The organism is Peribacillus sp. JNUCC 23 (assembly GCF_053653995.1).
In genome coordinates, this window is the sequence record NZ_CM132202.1 from 176,459 (window position 1) to 193,558 (window position 17,100).

The 17,100-nt window shown below is 38.1% G+C and carries 13 protein-coding genes, 10 tRNA genes, 1 rRNA gene and 1 pseudogene; 24 read left to right on the plus strand and 1 reads right to left on the minus strand.

Features of this window, described 5'->3' with window-relative positions; all coding sequences use genetic code 11:
- Positions 1 to 4 precede the first annotated feature (4 nt).
- From rrf to glmS, 17 genes are all read left to right on the plus strand, one after another.
- Positions 5 to 120 (plus strand): 5S ribosomal RNA (rrf, locus tag JNUCC23_RS00950).
- 45 nt (positions 121 to 165) lie between these two features.
- Positions 166 to 240 (plus strand) — tRNA-Asn (locus JNUCC23_RS00955).
- Position 241: 1 nt separating this feature from the next.
- Positions 242 to 314, plus strand: a tRNA-Thr gene (locus JNUCC23_RS00960).
- A 37-nt stretch (positions 315 to 351) separates the two neighbouring features.
- Positions 352 to 426 (plus strand) — tRNA-Glu (locus JNUCC23_RS00965).
- Between the two features lie 14 nt (positions 427 to 440).
- A tRNA-Val gene (locus tag JNUCC23_RS00970) sits at positions 441 to 516 on the plus strand.
- 9 nt (positions 517 to 525) lie between these two features.
- A tRNA-Thr gene (locus JNUCC23_RS00975) sits at positions 526 to 598 on the plus strand.
- Between the two features lie 10 nt (positions 599 to 608).
- A tRNA-Tyr gene (locus JNUCC23_RS00980) sits at positions 609 to 692 on the plus strand.
- 96 nt (positions 693 to 788) lie between these two features.
- Positions 789 to 863 (plus strand) — tRNA-Gln (locus JNUCC23_RS00985).
- Between the two features lie 69 nt (positions 864 to 932).
- Positions 933 to 1,005, plus strand: a tRNA-Lys gene (locus JNUCC23_RS00990).
- 8 nt (positions 1,006 to 1,013) lie between these two features.
- Positions 1,014 to 1,088: transfer RNA gene (locus JNUCC23_RS00995), tRNA-Gly, on the plus strand.
- Positions 1,089 to 1,107: 19 nt separating this feature from the next.
- Positions 1,108 to 1,183 (plus strand) — tRNA-Ala (locus JNUCC23_RS01000).
- A gap of 485 nt (positions 1,184 to 1,668) precedes the next feature.
- On the plus strand, positions 1,669 to 2,232 hold the full coding sequence (sigW, locus tag JNUCC23_RS01005; protein ID WP_062187060.1) for an RNA polymerase sigma factor SigW: 564 nt from the start codon (positions 1,669 to 1,671) through the stop codon (positions 2,230 to 2,232).
- Between the two features lie 18 nt (positions 2,233 to 2,250).
- Positions 2,251 to 2,865, plus strand: a complete 615-nt coding sequence (locus tag JNUCC23_RS01010) for a zf-HC2 domain-containing protein (RefSeq protein ID WP_062187058.1) — start codon at positions 2,251 to 2,253, stop codon at positions 2,863 to 2,865.
- Between the two features lie 179 nt (positions 2,866 to 3,044).
- Positions 3,045 to 3,866, plus strand: a complete 822-nt coding sequence (cdaA, locus tag JNUCC23_RS01015) for a diadenylate cyclase CdaA (RefSeq protein WP_403077390.1) — start codon at positions 3,045 to 3,047, stop codon at positions 3,864 to 3,866.
- Positions 3,859 to 5,205, plus strand: coding sequence for a CdaR family protein (locus tag JNUCC23_RS01020; protein WP_454213793.1), 1,347 nt, complete (start codon positions 3,859 to 3,861; stop codon positions 5,203 to 5,205). The genes cdaA and JNUCC23_RS01020 overlap by 8 nt, the downstream gene beginning before the upstream one ends.
- Positions 5,206 to 5,252: 47 nt before the next feature.
- Complete coding sequence (glmM, locus tag JNUCC23_RS01025) at positions 5,253 to 6,602, plus strand: phosphoglucosamine mutase (RefSeq protein WP_062187051.1); 1,350 nt, start codon at positions 5,253 to 5,255, stop codon at positions 6,600 to 6,602.
- 530 nt (positions 6,603 to 7,132) lie between these two features.
- Positions 7,133 to 8,935, plus strand: coding sequence for a glutamine--fructose-6-phosphate transaminase (isomerizing) (gene glmS / locus JNUCC23_RS01030; RefSeq protein WP_062187050.1), 1,803 nt, complete (start codon positions 7,133 to 7,135; stop codon positions 8,933 to 8,935).
- 278 nt (positions 8,936 to 9,213) lie between these two features.
- Here the strand turns inward: glmS and JNUCC23_RS01035 are convergent, their stop codons facing one another.
- Positions 9,214 to 9,987, minus strand: a complete 774-nt coding sequence (locus tag JNUCC23_RS01035) for a DeoR/GlpR family DNA-binding transcription regulator (protein ID WP_454213796.1) — start codon at positions 9,985 to 9,987, stop codon at positions 9,214 to 9,216.
- A 352-nt stretch (positions 9,988 to 10,339) separates the two neighbouring features.
- Between JNUCC23_RS01035 and JNUCC23_RS01040 the strand changes: the two genes are divergently transcribed.
- From JNUCC23_RS01040 to phnX, 7 genes and pseudogenes are all read left to right on the plus strand, one after another.
- Positions 10,340 to 11,473: a phosphonoacetaldehyde reductase gene (locus JNUCC23_RS01040; protein ID WP_062187046.1), complete on the plus strand. Its 1,134-nt coding sequence runs from the start codon at positions 10,340 to 10,342 to the stop codon at positions 11,471 to 11,473.
- A gap of 18 nt (positions 11,474 to 11,491) precedes the next feature.
- Positions 11,492 to 12,547, plus strand: a complete 1,056-nt coding sequence (locus tag JNUCC23_RS01045; protein ID WP_454213798.1) for a PhnD/SsuA/transferrin family substrate-binding protein — start codon at positions 11,492 to 11,494, stop codon at positions 12,545 to 12,547.
- Between the two features lie 104 nt (positions 12,548 to 12,651).
- Positions 12,652 to 13,416, plus strand: a complete 765-nt coding sequence (gene phnC, locus JNUCC23_RS01050) for a phosphonate ABC transporter ATP-binding protein (RefSeq protein ID WP_454213800.1) — start codon at positions 12,652 to 12,654, stop codon at positions 13,414 to 13,416.
- Positions 13,417 to 13,428: 12 nt separating this feature from the next.
- Positions 13,429 to 14,214: a phosphonate ABC transporter, permease protein PhnE gene (gene phnE / locus JNUCC23_RS01055; RefSeq protein WP_454213802.1), complete on the plus strand. Its 786-nt coding sequence runs from the start codon at positions 13,429 to 13,431 to the stop codon at positions 14,212 to 14,214.
- Positions 14,214 to 15,056, plus strand: coding sequence for an ABC transporter permease subunit (locus JNUCC23_RS01060; RefSeq protein WP_403077365.1), 843 nt, complete (start codon positions 14,214 to 14,216; stop codon positions 15,054 to 15,056). The genes phnE and JNUCC23_RS01060 overlap by 1 nt, the downstream gene beginning before the upstream one ends.
- Before the next feature lie 119 nt (positions 15,057 to 15,175).
- Positions 15,176 to 16,268: pseudogene (gene phnW, locus JNUCC23_RS01065) on the plus strand (2-aminoethylphosphonate--pyruvate transaminase).
- Positions 16,265 to 17,086 carry a phosphonoacetaldehyde hydrolase gene (gene phnX, locus JNUCC23_RS01070; RefSeq protein ID WP_454213804.1) on the plus strand — a complete coding sequence of 274 codons (822 nt, stop codon included), beginning with the start codon at positions 16,265 to 16,267 and terminating at the stop codon, positions 17,084 to 17,086. Before phnW ends, phnX begins: the two are co-directional and overlap by 4 nt.
- Positions 17,087 to 17,100: the final 14 nt, after the last annotated feature.

The following is a 17,100-nucleotide window of genomic DNA, read 5'->3' on the forward strand; positions in this document are numbered from 1 at the left end:
TATGTCTGGTAATGATGGCAAAGAGGTCACACCCGTTCCCATTCCGAACACGGAAGTTAAGCTCTTTTGCGCCGATGGTAGTTGGGGGTCTCCCCCTGTGAGAGTAGGACGTTGCCAGGCCGTTTTATCTTTTTATTTTGAGTTTTATAGGAAACATTATATTATTCCGCAGTAGCTCAGTGGTAGAGCATTCGGCTGTTAACCGAACGGTCGTAGGTTCGAGTCCTACCTGCGGAGCCATGCTTCCATAGCTCAGCAGGTAGAGCACTTCCATGGTAAGGAAGAGGTCAGCGGTTCGAGCCCGCTTGGGAGCTTCCTGAATGATGATTAAACATTATTTTAAAAAATACAGGCCCTTTGGTCAAGCGGTTAAGACACCGCCCTTTCACGGCGGTAACACGGGTTCGAATCCCGTAAGGGTCACCATATATATACATATTGGAGGATTAGCTCAGCTGGGAGAGCATCTGCCTTACAAGCAGAGGGTCGGCGGTTCGATCCCGTCATCCTCCACCATTTTCATTTGCCGGTGTAGCTCAACTGGTAGAGCAACTGACTTGTAATCAGTAGGTTGGGGGTTCAAGTCCTCTTGCCGGCATCAATTTTTTGGAGGGGTAGCGAAGTGGCTAAACGCGGCGGACTGTAAATCCGCTCCTTCGGGTTCGGCAGTTCGAATCTGCCCCCCTCCACCATTTTTATAAGAAATTATCTGTTGGTCAGTTATATATTATCCTTAAAAGGGAAGTATATAATTACCACCTATTTTTTTGTCAAAATGTTATGTTTATTGGGCTATAGCCAAGCGGTAAGGCAACGGATTTTGATTCCGTCATGCGAAGGTTCGAATCCTTCTAGCCCAGCCACTTTTTAATAGTATTGCATACAAATATGTATCAAACGAATTAAGATGTATCTTCTCATTAGTCTTATTCGAGCCATTAGCTCAGTTGGTAGAGCATCTGACTTTTAATCAGAGGGTCGCAGGTTCGAATCCTGCATGGCTCATTTTAATTGCGGAAGTAGTTCAGTGGTAGAATACAACCTTGCCAAGGTTGGGGTCGCGGGTTCGAATCCCGTCTTCCGCTCCAAGTCACGATTACATATTGGGGGGCCTTAGCTCAGCTGGGAGAGCGCCTGCCTTGCACGCAGGAGGTCAGCGGTTCGATCCCGCTAGGCTCCACCATCTAATTACATATCACTACATTTATGTCTTAAGCCATCCAGGTTTAAGACTTTTTTAATTGGTTGCACCCATTCTTCCATTTTTATTAGAAAACCAAGAATAAGTCTGGATGGGGTAATTAAGCAGTATATACTCATTGAAAGAAACAAGACTAATAATGCGGCCTTAGACTTCGTTTATTTGTTTTATATGTTGACACTTCAAAAGTAATATATCGTACTTCTGTATATGTATTACAAATTGTTCGGAAATACCGGTAGAATAAGCAAAAATTTAGAAGATGTGTTTTAAATAATTGATAGATCCCAACTTAATGAGAGTTTACCCCTTGCTTATGAACAGATATATATCCTTTATATTTCTATTATTGGATTTAATTAAACATATTTTGTTAAAGTTTGTTAAAATAATAGTAATGTTTTTTGGAACCTTTTAGCTTGCGATTCGTATACGTATCGTATAGCCGCATGAGCGGGGGTAAATAAATGGAGTTAATTGTTAAACAAAGGATTCATGAAGTATTAAAAGGTGATCAAAATGCTTTTGGGGACGTTGTCGAGCTATATAAAGATAAAGTCTTCCAACTTTGCTTTCGAATGTTAGGCAATCGTCATGAGGCTGAAGATATGGCCCAAGAAGCCTTTGTAAGGGCATATGTGAATATTCATCGATTTAATATTCAAATGAAATTCTCTACTTGGATTTACAGGATTGCTACGAATTTATGCATAGACCGGATTAGGAAGAAGAAACCTGATTATTTTTTAGATGCGGAAGTTGCAGGTACTGATGGCTTAGATATGTATTCTCAAATTGCAGCTGAAATTGCCTTACCAGAAGAACAGGTAGAATCGATGGAGCTGCAAGAAACGATTCAAGCTGAAATTCTTAAACTGCCTGAAAAATATCGATCAGCGATTGTATTGAAGTATATTGAGGAATTATCTTTAAAGGAAATCAGTGAGATCTTGGATTTGCCAATTGGCACGGTGAAAACGAGAATACATAGAGGTCGAGAAGCATTAAGAAAGCAAATGCGTCATTTATAAAAAGAAGGTGAAAAAAGAATGAAATGTCCTGATGAGGTTTATGAATATATGCACAATTATTTAGATGAAGAAATCAGTGCAGAAGATGAGGAATCTTTGAGAAAACATTTACAAGGCTGTAAAGAGTGTCGTACGTATTTTCATGAAATGAAGAAAGCGGTGGCTCTAGTACAAAGTACGTCGCATATTAAAGCCCCTGACAATTTTACAGAACGAGTAAAGGCGAGTCTTCCAAAAGAAAAGAAAAATATTAGTACCAAGCGGTGGATGAGAAATCACCCATTGTTAACGGCTGCTTCTTTATTTATTATTTTAATGGCAGGATCACTGTTCCAAACGTGGAACCAGGATGAAACTTTCTCTGTATCAAAACAAAATAATTTGGTAGTTGATAACGAGACCGTCATTGTACCTGCTGGCGAAATTGTTAACGGAGATGTAATTGTCAGAAATGGGGACATTCGTATTGAGGGAGAAGTGAAGGGCAATGTAACAGTTATAAACGGTAAGCAATACATGGCTTCAGCAGGTAATGTTACCGGTCAAATCTACGTAATTGATCAAATGTTTGAGTGGCTTTGGTTTAGTATAAAGGATACAGGCAAAGCTTTATTCCAGTTGGATGAGAACTGACTAAAAGACAAGTATGAAGCCCTGTTTTTGCAAGTAGGGCTTATTTGTCTATGATTGAAATTCAGGATAAGTATCCCAATTAGAAGGTATACATTCTTTAGTAGTATTAGAAAATAAATGATATACTAAGGTGTGTTACATTGCATGGATTTAGAGTATCACCGACTGGAGGAAGTAACATGTCATTATCCAACTTTACTTTCCTGGATTATTTCATAAATATTATCGATATTGTCCTTGTATGGTTTGTTATATATAAATTATTAGTTGTTATTAAAGGAACGAAGGCAATTCAGCTGCTTAAAGGGATATTTGTCATTGTTGTGGTTCACAGTTTAAGTAATTTACTTGGCTTTAATACGCTTGGATGGCTTATGGAGCAAGTCATGGACTGGGGAGTCCTCGCCACCATTATTATCTTTCAACCAGAATTGAGGCGAGCGCTGGAGCAGCTAGGTAGAGGGAAATTTTTCTCAAGGAGCATTGTGCAAGAGGAGGAAGAACAGGATCGCTTGGTAGAGGAAATTGTAAAGGCTACCTCTTATATGGCCAAGCGGCGGATTGGTGCATTGATTTCGATTGAAAAGGATACAGGTTTAACCGACTTCATTGAGACAGGTATTCCATTAGGATCTCATATTTCATCGGAGTTATTAATCAATATATTCATACCTAATACTCCGTTACATGATGGTGCTGTTATACTAAAGGATAATCAATTGGCAGCTGCAGCCTGTTATTTGCCGCTATCAGAGAGTCCATTCATATCAAAAGAGCTTGGAACAAGGCATAGGGCGGCGATAGGAATAAGTGAAGTAACGGACTGTATTACAGTGATTGTATCCGAGGAAACCGGCGGAATCTCCGTAACGAAAAATGGAGAGATTTATCGTGAGCTCAGTCTTGAGACTTTTAAGGAAATGTTGACAAAAGAGCTTGTTGATGACACGAAGCAAGCTTCCTCAGGACGTTGGAATTTGAGGGGGAAGAAAAATGGATAAATTCATGAACAGCATTTGGTTCACGAGGATTATTGCATTCGCAATCGCTGCTCTTTTATTTATTTCTGTCAATTTTGTGCCTGATTCGAAACTCAGTAAAGCAGGTACATCTACCCCTGGGGAAAATGATACTGAGATTATTAAAGATATACCGGTAGAAATATATTATGATCAGAAAAACCTTGTTGTTACTGGCGCACCGGAAACGGTTGATATTACGTTAACAGGTGTGAAACCTGTATTAATGTCTGCAAAAAGTAAACGGGATTTTAAAGTATACATTGACCTTTCAGATCCAGACATTACAATGGGTGATAAAAGAGTGCCACTTAAGATCATGGATTTAAGTGAAAAGTTGAAAGCAACGATTGATCCTGGATATGTGACGGTGAACGTTCAAGAACGAGTAACAGAAGAGTTTTCGGTAGAACCAGATTATAATCGGGCCAATCTAAAGGATGGCTATACGACAGAATCCTTAGTTATTCATCCACAAACTGTGAAGATTACAGGGGCGAAGGATACGATTGACCAGATTTCTTATGTAAAGGCGATGCTTCAGTTAAATAAAGATGTAAAAGATACTGTCAATGGACAAGCAACCATTCGCGCACTGGATCGAGACTTGAATAAGTTAAATGTTATAATTGAGCCAGCTACTGTACGCTATACATTAAAAGTAAATATATCTTCTAAAACGGTGCCGATTACACTCGTACAAACTGGTAAAGTAAAAAGTGGTCTGGAGATAAAGAGTATTACAGCAGAACAGAAGGAAGTTGTCCTTTATGGTAAAGCGTCGGTGTTACAAAATATAAAAGTAGTGAAGGTACCCATCGATGTATCAAAAATAGTCGGTGACGAAGAACTTGACTTGCCAATTACTGTCCCCGATAATGTTCAAAGGATTTCTAGAGAAAAGGTGACAGTGAAAATTAAGACAGACCGTGTTGAAGAAAAGGAAAAGGAAAAAGAAAAAGAAGAAGAAACAAGCCCACCGAGCAATCAAGAAACGGAACAGCCAAAAGACAAGGAAGCTACCGTACAGACGAAAACCATTTCTAATATTGTGATTCAAGCAATTGGATTGCCAGCTGAGAAACAAATAGAATTTTTATCACCAACAAAAGGTGTTACAAGTATCCTTATAAAAGGATCAGAAGATGAACTGAAAAAAGTGAATGAATCCAATATACAGCTTTCAATTAATGCTGCGGATTTGGAAGAAGGCGAGCATGATCTGGAGATTCAAGTCAATGCTCCATCTTCAATAACCTGGGAACTGCAAAACAAACAGGCATCAATATCGATATCGATTATAAAAAAAGACGAGACATAATGTGATGTATTCCAATTAGGAATCATTTGAAGAAGGAGCGAATTGTAATGGGAAAATATTTTGGAACGGATGGGGTTAGAGGAGTCGCGAATAGTGAATTAACACCTGAATTGGCATTTAAACTAGGCCGATTTGGTGGCTATGTATTAACCAAGAATACGGAGCGACCTAAAGTATTAATTGGCCGTGATACCCGAATTTCTGGTCATATGCTAGAAGGTGCCTTAGTGGCAGGGCTATTATCCATTGGAGCCGAAGTCATGCGTCTTGGAGTTATTTCAACACCAGGTGTTTCGTACTTGACGAAGGCCTTAAGCGCAGAAGCTGGTGTTATGATTTCTGCTTCACACAATCCAGTAGCTGATAACGGAATTAAGTTTTTTGGGCCAGATGGTTTCAAGCTTTCCGATGATCAAGAGCACGAGATAGAGGAGTTAATTGATTTAGAAACGGATCAACTGCCACGTCCTGTAGCTGGAGATTTAGGTCATGTAAATGATTATTTTGAAGGCGGTCAGAAATACCTTCAATACTTGAAACAAACCGTAGATGAAGATTTCACGGGAATACATGTTGCCTTAGATTGTGCACATGGTGCCACGTCTTCACTGGCTGCACACTTATTCGCCGATTTAGATGCGGATATTTCTACAATGGGTGCCTCACCTAACGGGTTAAATATTAATGAAGGGGTTGGATCTACTCATCCCGAAGCTCTTTCACGATTTTTATTGGAAAAGGGTGCAGACATTGGGCTAGCATTTGATGGAGATGGAGATCGTCTGATTGCTATTGATGAAAAAGGAAATATTGTCGATGGTGATCAAATCATGTATATTTGTGCGAAATACTTGAATGAAGAAAATCGATTAAAACATGGTACGGTCGTTTCAACGGTTATGAGTAATCTTGGTTTCTATAAAAAGTTAGATGAAATTGGTATTAAAAGTGTTCAAACCGCTGTCGGTGATCGTTATGTTGTGGAAGAAATGAAAAAAGGCGGGTATAACCTAGGCGGAGAACAGTCAGGTCATATCATCTTCTTAGACTACAATACAACCGGGGATGGCTTGTTGACTGGTGTGCAACTTGTTAATATTATCCAAATGACAAAAAAACCATTATCTGTGCTTGCTGCTGAAATGAAGAAATATCCGCAAACATTGGTAAATGTCCGTGTCACTGATAAGCATGGTGTGACAGAAAACGCTAAAGTTCAGGAGATTATTTCTGAAGTAGAAGCAGAAATGAATGGTAACGGAAGAATTTTGGTTCGTCCATCCGGTACAGAACCATTGGTCCGTGTAATGGCAGAGGCTCCTGATGCTACACAATGTAATCAGTATGTAGAACGTATTGTAGCTGTTGTGAAAGCGGAGATGGGGCTTGAAGAATGAAACAAGTATGCATAAGAGGAACGTTTATTTCTCTTATGCATATTTTTATAAAAGAGCGTGTTCAATAAGGAGGATAAAAAGAGCCGAGAAGTTCAAAGAGCGATCGTCTCGAGGACCGGAAGACAGAGCTTGGATGCAATTCGACAGATATTTTTACCGGACTTTTTGAACGTCCTCTAAAAGCACGAGTTTTAAACAAGATGATTGACGGATCATCTTGTTTAGGTTATGATTATCCTGTTTTTACATGAATGGGGAAATAAACATGGGAGGAGGACTGTGTCAGTACAAATATAAGCGCCAGGACTAAGCTCGGACGAAATAGCTTAGTTGACGAGGTGGAGGTTTATCGATATTTCGGCGGATGCCTCCCGGCTGTATGTGTATAGCCGCAAGAATTTCGATTTTAAAACAGCGGGGTAACTTGCTGCACAAAGAATCGGAAATACACATAAAAATAACTAGAGACAAGGGGGCAAGCATGCCCCCCAGCATTCTTGTTCCCTTGCCGATTTCTGGAGGAACAAATTATGTGCGGAATTGTTGGATATATTGGTAATCGAGATGCAAAGGAAATTTTATTAAAAGGCTTAGAAAAGCTTGAATATAGAGGCTATGATTCTGCAGGTATTGCGGTCAAAAATGAATCAAGTGTGCGAGTCTTTAAAGAAAAAGGGCGGATTGCAGATCTACGTGGAGTTGTAGATGTAACGGTTGCTGCAAATACAGGGATTGGTCATACTCGCTGGGCAACACACGGTGTACCAAACCATGAGAATGCTCACCCGCATCAAAGCACTTCAGGACGATTGACATTGGTTCATAACGGAGTGATCGAAAACTATGCAATCCTGAAACGTGACTATTTGGATGGAGTAGCATTTAACAGTGATACAGACACAGAAGTTATCGTTCAACTTATTGAGAAATTCGTCAATGAAGGACAGGATGTTGAATCTGCCTTTATTTCAACACTTAAGCTTCTTAAAGGATCTTATGCACTTGCATTACTAGATAACCAAAATGACGACACGATTTTCGTTGCAAAAAATAAAAGCCCGTTGCTAATTGGTGTAGGTGACGATTTTAATGTGGTGGCTTCTGACGCGATGGCGATGATTCAAGTAACCGATCAATACGTAGAATTGATGGATAAAGAAGTAGTCATCGTAACGAAGGAAAACGTCACAATTAAGAACTTGGATGGTCAAGAAATGACTCGTTCCCCTTACACGGCAGAACTGGATGCAAGTGATATAGAAAAAGGCACGTACCCTCATTATATGTTGAAAGAAATTGATGAGCAGCCTGCTGTTATGCGTAAAATCATTCAAGCTTATCAGAATGAAGAAGGTAATCTGGTCATTGATTACAATATTGCTGAAGCAGTGAGTGAAGCGGACCGTATTTATATCGTTGCATGTGGAACAAGTTATCATGCAGGTTTAATTGGCCAACAATTCATTGAGAAAATGGCGAAGATTCCAGTTGAAGTTCATGTTGCTTCTGAATTTGTCTACAATATGCCATTGCTTTCAGAAAAACCGCTATTCATCTTTATCTCACAGAGCGGTGAAACAGCTGATAGCCGTGCCGTACTAGTAGCCATTAAAGAACTTGGACATAAGGCTCTTACGATTACAAACGTTCCTGGGTCCACGTTGTCACGTGAAGCAGATTACACATTGCTATTACATGCAGGTCCTGAGATTGCTGTTGCTTCAACGAAGGCTTATACAGCACAAATTGCCGTACTTGCCATTTTGGCTAATATAACAGCTAAATTCCGTAACCAGTCTGTCGAATTTGATCTTGTAAAAGAACTGGGGATTATCGGAACAGCCATGGAAGCACTTTGTGACTCGAAAGAAGAATTTGAAGCCATCGCTCGTGAATATCTGTCTGTTACACGCAATGCATTCTTTATTGGGCGTTCATTAGATTATTACGTTGGTCTTGAAGGGTCACTGAAACTTAAAGAAATTTCATATATCCAAGCAGAAGGATTTGCAGGCGGCGAATTAAAACACGGAACCATTGCCTTGATTGAAGATGGCACACCGATTATTGCCCTTGCCACTCAAGAGGCCGTCAATTTGAGCATTCGTGGCAACGTCAAAGAGGTCGTAGCCCGTGGAGCAAATCCATGCATTATTTCAATGAAAGGCTTGGAAGAAGAAGATGACCGCTTTGTCATTCCTGCTGTTCATGAATTATTAACACCTCTTGTCTCTGTCATACCGTTCCAACTCATTGCCTACTACGCAGCACTTCACCGCGAATGTGACGTAGATAAACCACGTAACTTAGCGAAAAGTGTTACAGTGGAATAAGGTTTAAGCTAAAAATGAGATTGTTTGTTCGTGAGTAATAAAGTTGCTTAAATATGGAAGTTTGAAATCCGTTTGCTTATATTTAAAATAAGCGAACGGATTTTTTTGTTTTGGAGGAAAAGCTGCCTGCTACCAGTTATCATTACATTAGACCTTCGTGCCAGGCACGCCCCGAGAGAACCGTCTAGGGTGGAGCAGTGCCATTTAGTCCAATTAATTCATAAGGAAATGGTATTTGAGTAAATAATGCTGGTAACCGAATGAAATAACTTGATTGATTAGCTTGGAGAAAGGGTTCGAATGTTATGTCGATCATATTCCTCTGCTATATGAAAAGGTAGTGAGCTGTCTGTAACGATAAGATCAATATTCTTTAATGGACAAATTGTAATATAAGACGATGTCTCAAATTTTGATGAATCGGCCACTACAACTTTGTATTTTGTTCGTGAAAGAATGGTTTGAATAACGCCTACTTCATGAATTCTAAAATCTGTCAAACCATGTTCAATGGATAATGCATTTACCGTGATAAAAGCAATATCAATATTAAAGTGAGAAAGTACTTCTTCACATTGTTTCCCATACAAAGTATATTCCTCTGGATTATAAAAACCACCAGTGAGGATTACATTGAAATTTTTATTAGCTCCAAGAATACCTAATATACGAAGATCGTTTGTAATAATGGTTAATCTCTTAAACTTTTCCACAAGTACTTTAGCAATCTCAATTGTTGTTGTACCACCGTTTAAAGCAATTGCTTGTCCTTCTTCAATTAATTCAATTGCTAATGAGGCAACTTCTTGTTTTTTCTCTAAATGATTCACTTCTCGTTCGTTAAAAAGTTTGTTTAGAACATTATCTTTATTTTGCTTTAAAATAGCTCCTCCATGTACTCGTTTTAATAAGTCTTTTTTTTCAAGTACTTCTAAATCTCTACGAACAGTATCTATCGAGACATTCAATAATGTAGCAAGTTCAGAAGCTTTTACAGCTTTTTGTTGCTTTAAGTAGGCTTCAATTTTTTGATGGCGATGTTCTTGTAACAATGCCCTTACCTCCGTCTCATTCACCAATAAATAGTGATAGTTATTATCTATCTAAATCATAACATTTATTATAAAAATGCAAAACAATGCAAAAAAAAGCAAAATGTAAAGTTAAAATTAAATATTTATTGTGAGAATATCGTAAATTTTGCGTTAATAATCCGTAAAACCAATTGTAAAACTGCAAAAAAACAACTATTGTTGCATTACGGAGCAAAAAACAGCAATAGGAAGAATGTATTAGAAAATAAAACCGTGAAAAATAGCAAGGAGTAAATATTAAATAATAAGAGTGAAAAAAGCAAAAGAGCGAATAGTGAATAATAAAAGTGAGAAGGAAAGGATATGAATCATGGGAAACTACTACAATCCAGTAAAAATTAAAATAGCTTCTTTAGAAGTGATAGGGAATGTATTAAATAACCTAAATCCTCAACTAAGCAAGATTGTACTTTTAACTCGAGGAGGGGATTTCTCAGAATCCCAGGCCGGTCAAACCTTATATAAATGTCTTGAAGGCTTTGAAGTCAAACAATTAGAAGTGGAAATTTCCAATCCTGATGTTGAGGACTTATTTCATTATTTTCAACAAATTAATCACTTTGATTATCAATGCATAGTAGGAATTGGTGGCGGCAGTGTTCTTGATCTTTCGAAATCATTATCTGCATTAAAGAATATGGAGATAGATTCTACCTCAGCTTTACGTTCTGTGATTGAACAAAAACTTTATAAAGAAAATCCAAACATCGTACCATGGATTGGAATCCCTACAACTTCAGGTACTGGTTCTGAGGTTACTTGCTGGGCAACGATTTGGGATCGCGCTAACGGAGTGAAAATGTCAGTTGATAGTGAAAAATTATATGCACATACAGCAATCATTGATCCAACTCTAACAGCATCATTACCGAAAAGTTTAACGGCTTCAACAGCTCTAGATGCTTTATGTCATGCAACTGAGGCTTACTGGTCAAAGAACTCCAATGAAATTTCAAGAGTCTATTCATTAGAGGCGATCCATAGTATTGTCAATCATTTTGAAAAGGTACTAAATCATCCGACTGAAGTTACTTTAAGGAAAGAAATAGCTTTGGGAAGCTTGTATGCAGGTCTGGCCTTCAGCAATACAAGGACAACGGCATGCCATTCCATATCATATCCTCTGACATTGGAACTTGGAATGGTCCATGGGATAGCGGCAAGCATCACGTTGGCTAAAGTGATGGAAATCAATTTTGATTCTATTATTGAAAACGATAAGTTGCTCCAAGCATTTGGCGTAAGCAGCTGTAGCGAAATTCAAGAGCTTATCGAACATTTCCATCAACTATCAGGTTTCTCAAGCAAGCTCAGAGATTACAAGGCCAATGAAGAAATAATCGAAACGATTGCCGGAAATGCCTTTACGAAGGGCCGGATGGATAATAACCCAGTTGCTTTAACGAAGGAAGATGTCAAACAAATTCTACTATCTATTTATTAATGAAAAGGGGAGAAAAAAATGAAAACTAAATTTCCATTTTTAATATTTTTAATATTCACTGTTTTATTAACGGCATGTAGTGGTGGTAACGGAGATACAGCAAAAACTGGTAACGGTGGCAATACAAAAGTGGATGATGTGATTAAAATGGTTTGGTATCCGAACGAGTCCGGTGAAAGTATGAAAGCATCTCGTGAAGAAATAGGCAAGCTTATTTCAGAGGCGACAGGTAAAAAAGTTGAGCATCAATTAACAACTGACTATGCCATTGCGATTGAAACGATGGTTAACAACAATGCTGACCTTGCATTTATGGGATCACAAAGTTATGTCGAAGCAAATAAGAGGAATGCTGCTGTTCAAACAATAGCAGTAAAATCTGGAAAATCCGGTACTTTGGATGATGCCAAGTACTATAGCTGGTTAGCGGTTAATTTGGACGAACAAGACAAGTACAAAGAAAATGGAGAATTTTCACTTGATAAAATAGCAAATACAAGGTTTTCATTCGTATCTAACAGCTCAACATCAGGATTTAAAGTACCATCCACAAATATTATCGCTCATTTTTCAAAACAAGAAAAGTATGCAGATTTGACGGCAGAGGATTTAATGGAAGGTGGACCATTATTCTCTCAAGTATTATTTGGTAACTCTCACCAAGGCTCCGCAGTAAATTTATTATCGGGTAAAGCTGATGTTGCGGCATTCTGTGATACTTGTGTGAAGGACTATGTGGAGATTGCTGAAGGTGATGAGAATACAGCCGGTGCTGTTTATCGCGTTAAAGATGATGCTGCAGAACCTTTTAATACAGTTACAGGGAAAGAATTTACATTAATGAGTGCTACACCAGTATTAAATGAACCATTCGTAGTGAACATGGATACAATCGGTCAAGAGGATTTTGATAAAATTCAACAACTATTAACTTCAGATGAATTTGCAAAAAATGAAAAAATCTTTGCTCCTAAAGATTCAGGACAGACAGCTTTATTCTCTAAAGAAGGTGAAGAAAGACTACTTGCTGTTGAAGATAAATGGTATGATCCAATCCGCGAACTTTCAAAATAATACACTTTCCCATCATTATGTGGAAATGAAAATAGGAAGAGTGTACATATATTTATATGCGCACTCTTGCTTATTAAATAAGCAATAAAAAGGAGTCAATTCACATGTCATTGTTAAAAGTAGAGGGACTCGGAAAATCATATACATCAGACATAAAAATATTAAAGAATATTAATTTTGAAATAAAAGCTGGAGAATTTGTTTCGATCATTGGTCCGTCTGGTGCTGGTAAATCAACCATGTTACGTTGTATGAATCGAATGGTTGAATTTAATGAAGGAAAGATTATTTTTAATAACAACGATGTAGGAAGTTTGAATAAAAAGGAATTACGCAAATTACGAACAAGCATTGGGATGGTCTTTCAGCATTACAACCTCGTACCTCGTTTGACGGTTATTGAGAATGTGCTGCATGGCAGGTTTGGGTATAAAACAACGATGCAAGGAATTTTAGGTAGATATACGGAAGAAGAGAAAGAACGTGCCTTTTACTTGCTAGAGAAATTAGGAATTCATGAACATGCTTATAAACGCTGTGACCAGTTAAGCGGTGGTCAGCAGCAACGTGTAGGTATATGCAGAGCGCTTATTCAAGAACCGAAACTGGTTCTATGTGATGAGCCGATTGCTTCGCTTGATCCGAGTTCCTCTAAGATTATCATGGACCATTTAAAATCTATAAGTACGGAGATGGGCATTACCTGTTTAGTGAATTTACATCAAGTTGAAGTGGCGCAAAATTATTCAGATCGTATCATCGGTTTGAATAGAGGTGAAATTGTATTTTCTGGAACGAGCAGTGAACTTTCTGAAGAACAAATTAACAAAATTTATGGTACAGAAACTAAAGACTTAATAATGGCATAAGGAGCAATGACAGTGAATGAAAAAACGATGCGAAAAAGCAGGTGGCAGGCAGTAATCTTTCTTCTCATCATCATCGTTCTCACCTATTTATCATCAGCTATCACACAATTTAATTTCATAGATGGGATGGCGACAATACCTGAAGCAGTAGGTTGGATTTTTTCAAACTTAATGATTACACAGGAGTCGCTTGGCAAATTGCCAAAGATACTAGAAAAATTAAACGAAACCATCTTAATGTCCATTGCTGCGACAACATTAGCGGCAGTTGTTTCCCTCTTTTTGGGATTATTTGGATCGAAAACGACCGAAATAAATAACTTCTTAAGTGTATTTGCTCGTTTTATTGCATCCGTATCAAGAAATATTCCAGTTGTTGCATGGTCGTTGATTTTGCTCCTTTCTTTTGGACAAAATTCAGTGACAGGTTTTTTAGCTCTATTTGTTGGGACGGTAGGGTTTTTAACGAGAGCGTTTATCGAATCAATAGATGAAGCTAGCCAAAGTGCTGTTGAAGCATTAAAAGCAACGGGTGCAACCTATTTCCAAATTGTCAGTAAGGCGGTCATTCCACAATGTTTACCACAGATGATCAGCTGGATATTGTTCATGATTGAAACGAATATTAGAAATGCAACATTGGTTGGGATATTAACGGCTACAGGAATTGGATATACATTTGATGTGTATTATAAGACCTTGAATTACAATGCTGTAGCACTTGTGACATTTTGTATTGTCATTGCCGTTCTTATTGTAGATTTTATTTCAAACTATATACGGAGGGTGATTCTATAATGGAAGCAACGTATATTAGAAGAAAGAATGATGGCCGTATTAATATAAGGTCGGGTAACAAAGTTGATCAAGTAGTAAGATGGACATTGATTCTTTTGACGATCTTGACGATCGTAGCCTTTATCTTTTTTAACTATGCAGGGCTAGATTTAGGCTCAGCTATTACTGAAACAGCTAATAACTTAAAAGTGATGTTTCTCGAACCAGCATTGAGTCATTTCAATTGGGGAGAAGCAACCTATCAAGTAGGGGTTACACTGGGTTTAGCCTTCTTAGCTACAATTATAGGAGCGATTATTGCTTTTTTCCTTTCTTTGATGGCCGCAACGAACTTATCGAATGTATGGGTATCGAGAATCGTTCGCGTATGTGTTGCCATTATTCGAGCTGTTCCCACTGTATTATGGGTTTTAATCTTTGCGATTGCCGCTGGGCTAGGAAGTGAAGCTGCAATTCTTGGTATGTTATTTCATTCTATCGCTTATTTAGTTAAAGCATTTTCAGAGGCATTTGAAGAAGTAGATAAAGGAATATTTGAAGCGCTGCAAGCAACGGGTGCCAACTGGTGGCATATCGTGAAAAGTGGGGTCTTACCGTCTACTTTTACCTATTTATTGTCATGGGTTTTCTTGCGCTTTGAAATCAATTTCGGCGTAGCCGTAGCAATGGGCGCAGCAGCTGGAGCAGGTGGGATAGGATTTGATCTTTTTATGGCATCTAGCTTCTATTTCGATCTGCGAGAGGTTGGATTTATTACCTATGCGATTCTCATTATTGCGTTTATATTAGAAGTTTTTTCAACCCGTTTGAAAAGTCGTTACTTCCCAGCAAATTCTGACTAACTCGTGGATGATGAGAAAAATATGGATTGATGATATTTTCCCTTTTATGTAGACATTGTAAAAAAACAAAGAAATCTTCTCTTTTTACAATATGTTTAGCAAGGAGTGGATGTAGAACCATGGATCATTACAAACTTTTAACACCTGGGCCCTTGACTACGACAAGTACTGTGAAAGAGGAAATGCTCTTTGATCGTTGTACTTGGGACAATGACTATAAAGTCATTACGCAAAAAATAAGAGCAAAGCTTCTTGAATTTGCAGGTGCTTCAAAAGAGGAGTATACGGTCGTACTTATACAAGGAAGTGGCACGTTCGCAGTTGAATCCGTCATGACTACTACCATAATGAATGATGATAAGGCTTTAATTATTACAAACGGTGCATATGGTGAACGGATTGTAAAAATGGCTAAATGTATGGGTCTTAAATTCAGGGAATATAGCGTAGAATACAATGAATATCCAAATGAAGCTGAAGTAAGGGGAATTTTAGAAGAAGATCAAGAAATTACACATTTGATCATGGTTCATTGTGAAACAACGACAGGAATACTAAATCCGATCGATATGATTTCAAAACTATCGAAGGAATTTGGGAAAACATTAATCATCGATGCTATGAGTAGTTTTGGTGGAATGGAAATCAATGTACCTTCCCTTGGAATTGATTATTTAATAAGCAGCGCCAATAAATGTATTCAGGGTGTACCTGGATTTGGCTTTGTCATTGCTAAGCTTGAGAAACTCTTAGCATGTGAAGGGAATTCTCGTAGTTTATCATTAGATTTATATGATCAATGGAAGGAAATGGACAAGGATGGAAAATGGCGCTACACGTCACCAACACATGTAGTGGCTGCCTTCTCTAAAGCGATTGATGAATTAATAGAAGAAGGCGGCATTCCAGCTAGATTTAATCCCTATCAAAATAATAATCAAATTTTAAGAGAAAGACTTGCGCGTATTGGAATTCATGCCTATATTACGGCGGAAAAACAATCACCTATTATTACAACCTTTCTATTTCCAAACGAACAATTCAACTTTGAACACTTCTATTCATTTGTGAAAGAGAGAGTATGTGATCTATCCAGGGAAGTTAATGGATGCAGATACATTCCGAATTGGTAACATTGGTGAGATTTATGAAGAAGATATTCAAGAATTATGTAATATTATCGAAGAATACATGGGAGTGTTGACAAAATGAATAATATTGAAGGCGTACTATTTGATTGGGCTGGGACAACTGTTGATTTTGGATGCTTTGCACCAGTAAATGTATTTATTGATATTTTTAAGAATGCGGGTATTGAAGTGTCAATGGAAGAGGCAAGAGCACCAATGGGGTTGTTAAAGATTGACCATATTCGTGCCATGCTGTCTATGCCAAGAATTTCTGCTGAATGGGAAGAAAAATTTGGGAAAGCATTTAATGAGCAAGATGTGGAGAACCTGTATGCTGAATTTGAGCCTGCACTCCTGTCTTCCTTAGCAGAGTATACTGACCCCATTCCAGAGGTTATTGAGACGGTGGGTAATTTAAGAAGTCGAGGATTAAAAATTGGTTCGACAACAGGATATACACAAACAATGATGGATGTCGTTGTTCCTAATGCTTTGAAAAAAGGCTATGGTCCAGATTTTTATATTACCCCTGATGGAACAAATTCGCTTGGAAGACCTTATCCTTATATGATTTATCGGAACATGGAGGCATTGAAACTAACTTCAGCATGGAAGGTAGTAAAAGTAGGAGATACCACTTCTGATATTAAAGAGGGAGTGAATGCAGGTGTTTGGTCGGTTGGTGTCATCATCGGAAGCTCTGAAATGGGATTAAGTTTAAATGAATTTAATGCATTATCTGAGTCTGATAAAGAAGGAATCATATCTAAAACAGAAGAATCCTTTTTGAAAAAGGGAGCTGATTTTACGATCAAATCAATGCGTGAGCTTCCACAGCTAATTGAGAAAATCAATGTTCTGATTGCTGAAGGGAAAAGGCCAGGAGTAAGTTCAAAATAAGCAAGGGGACGGTT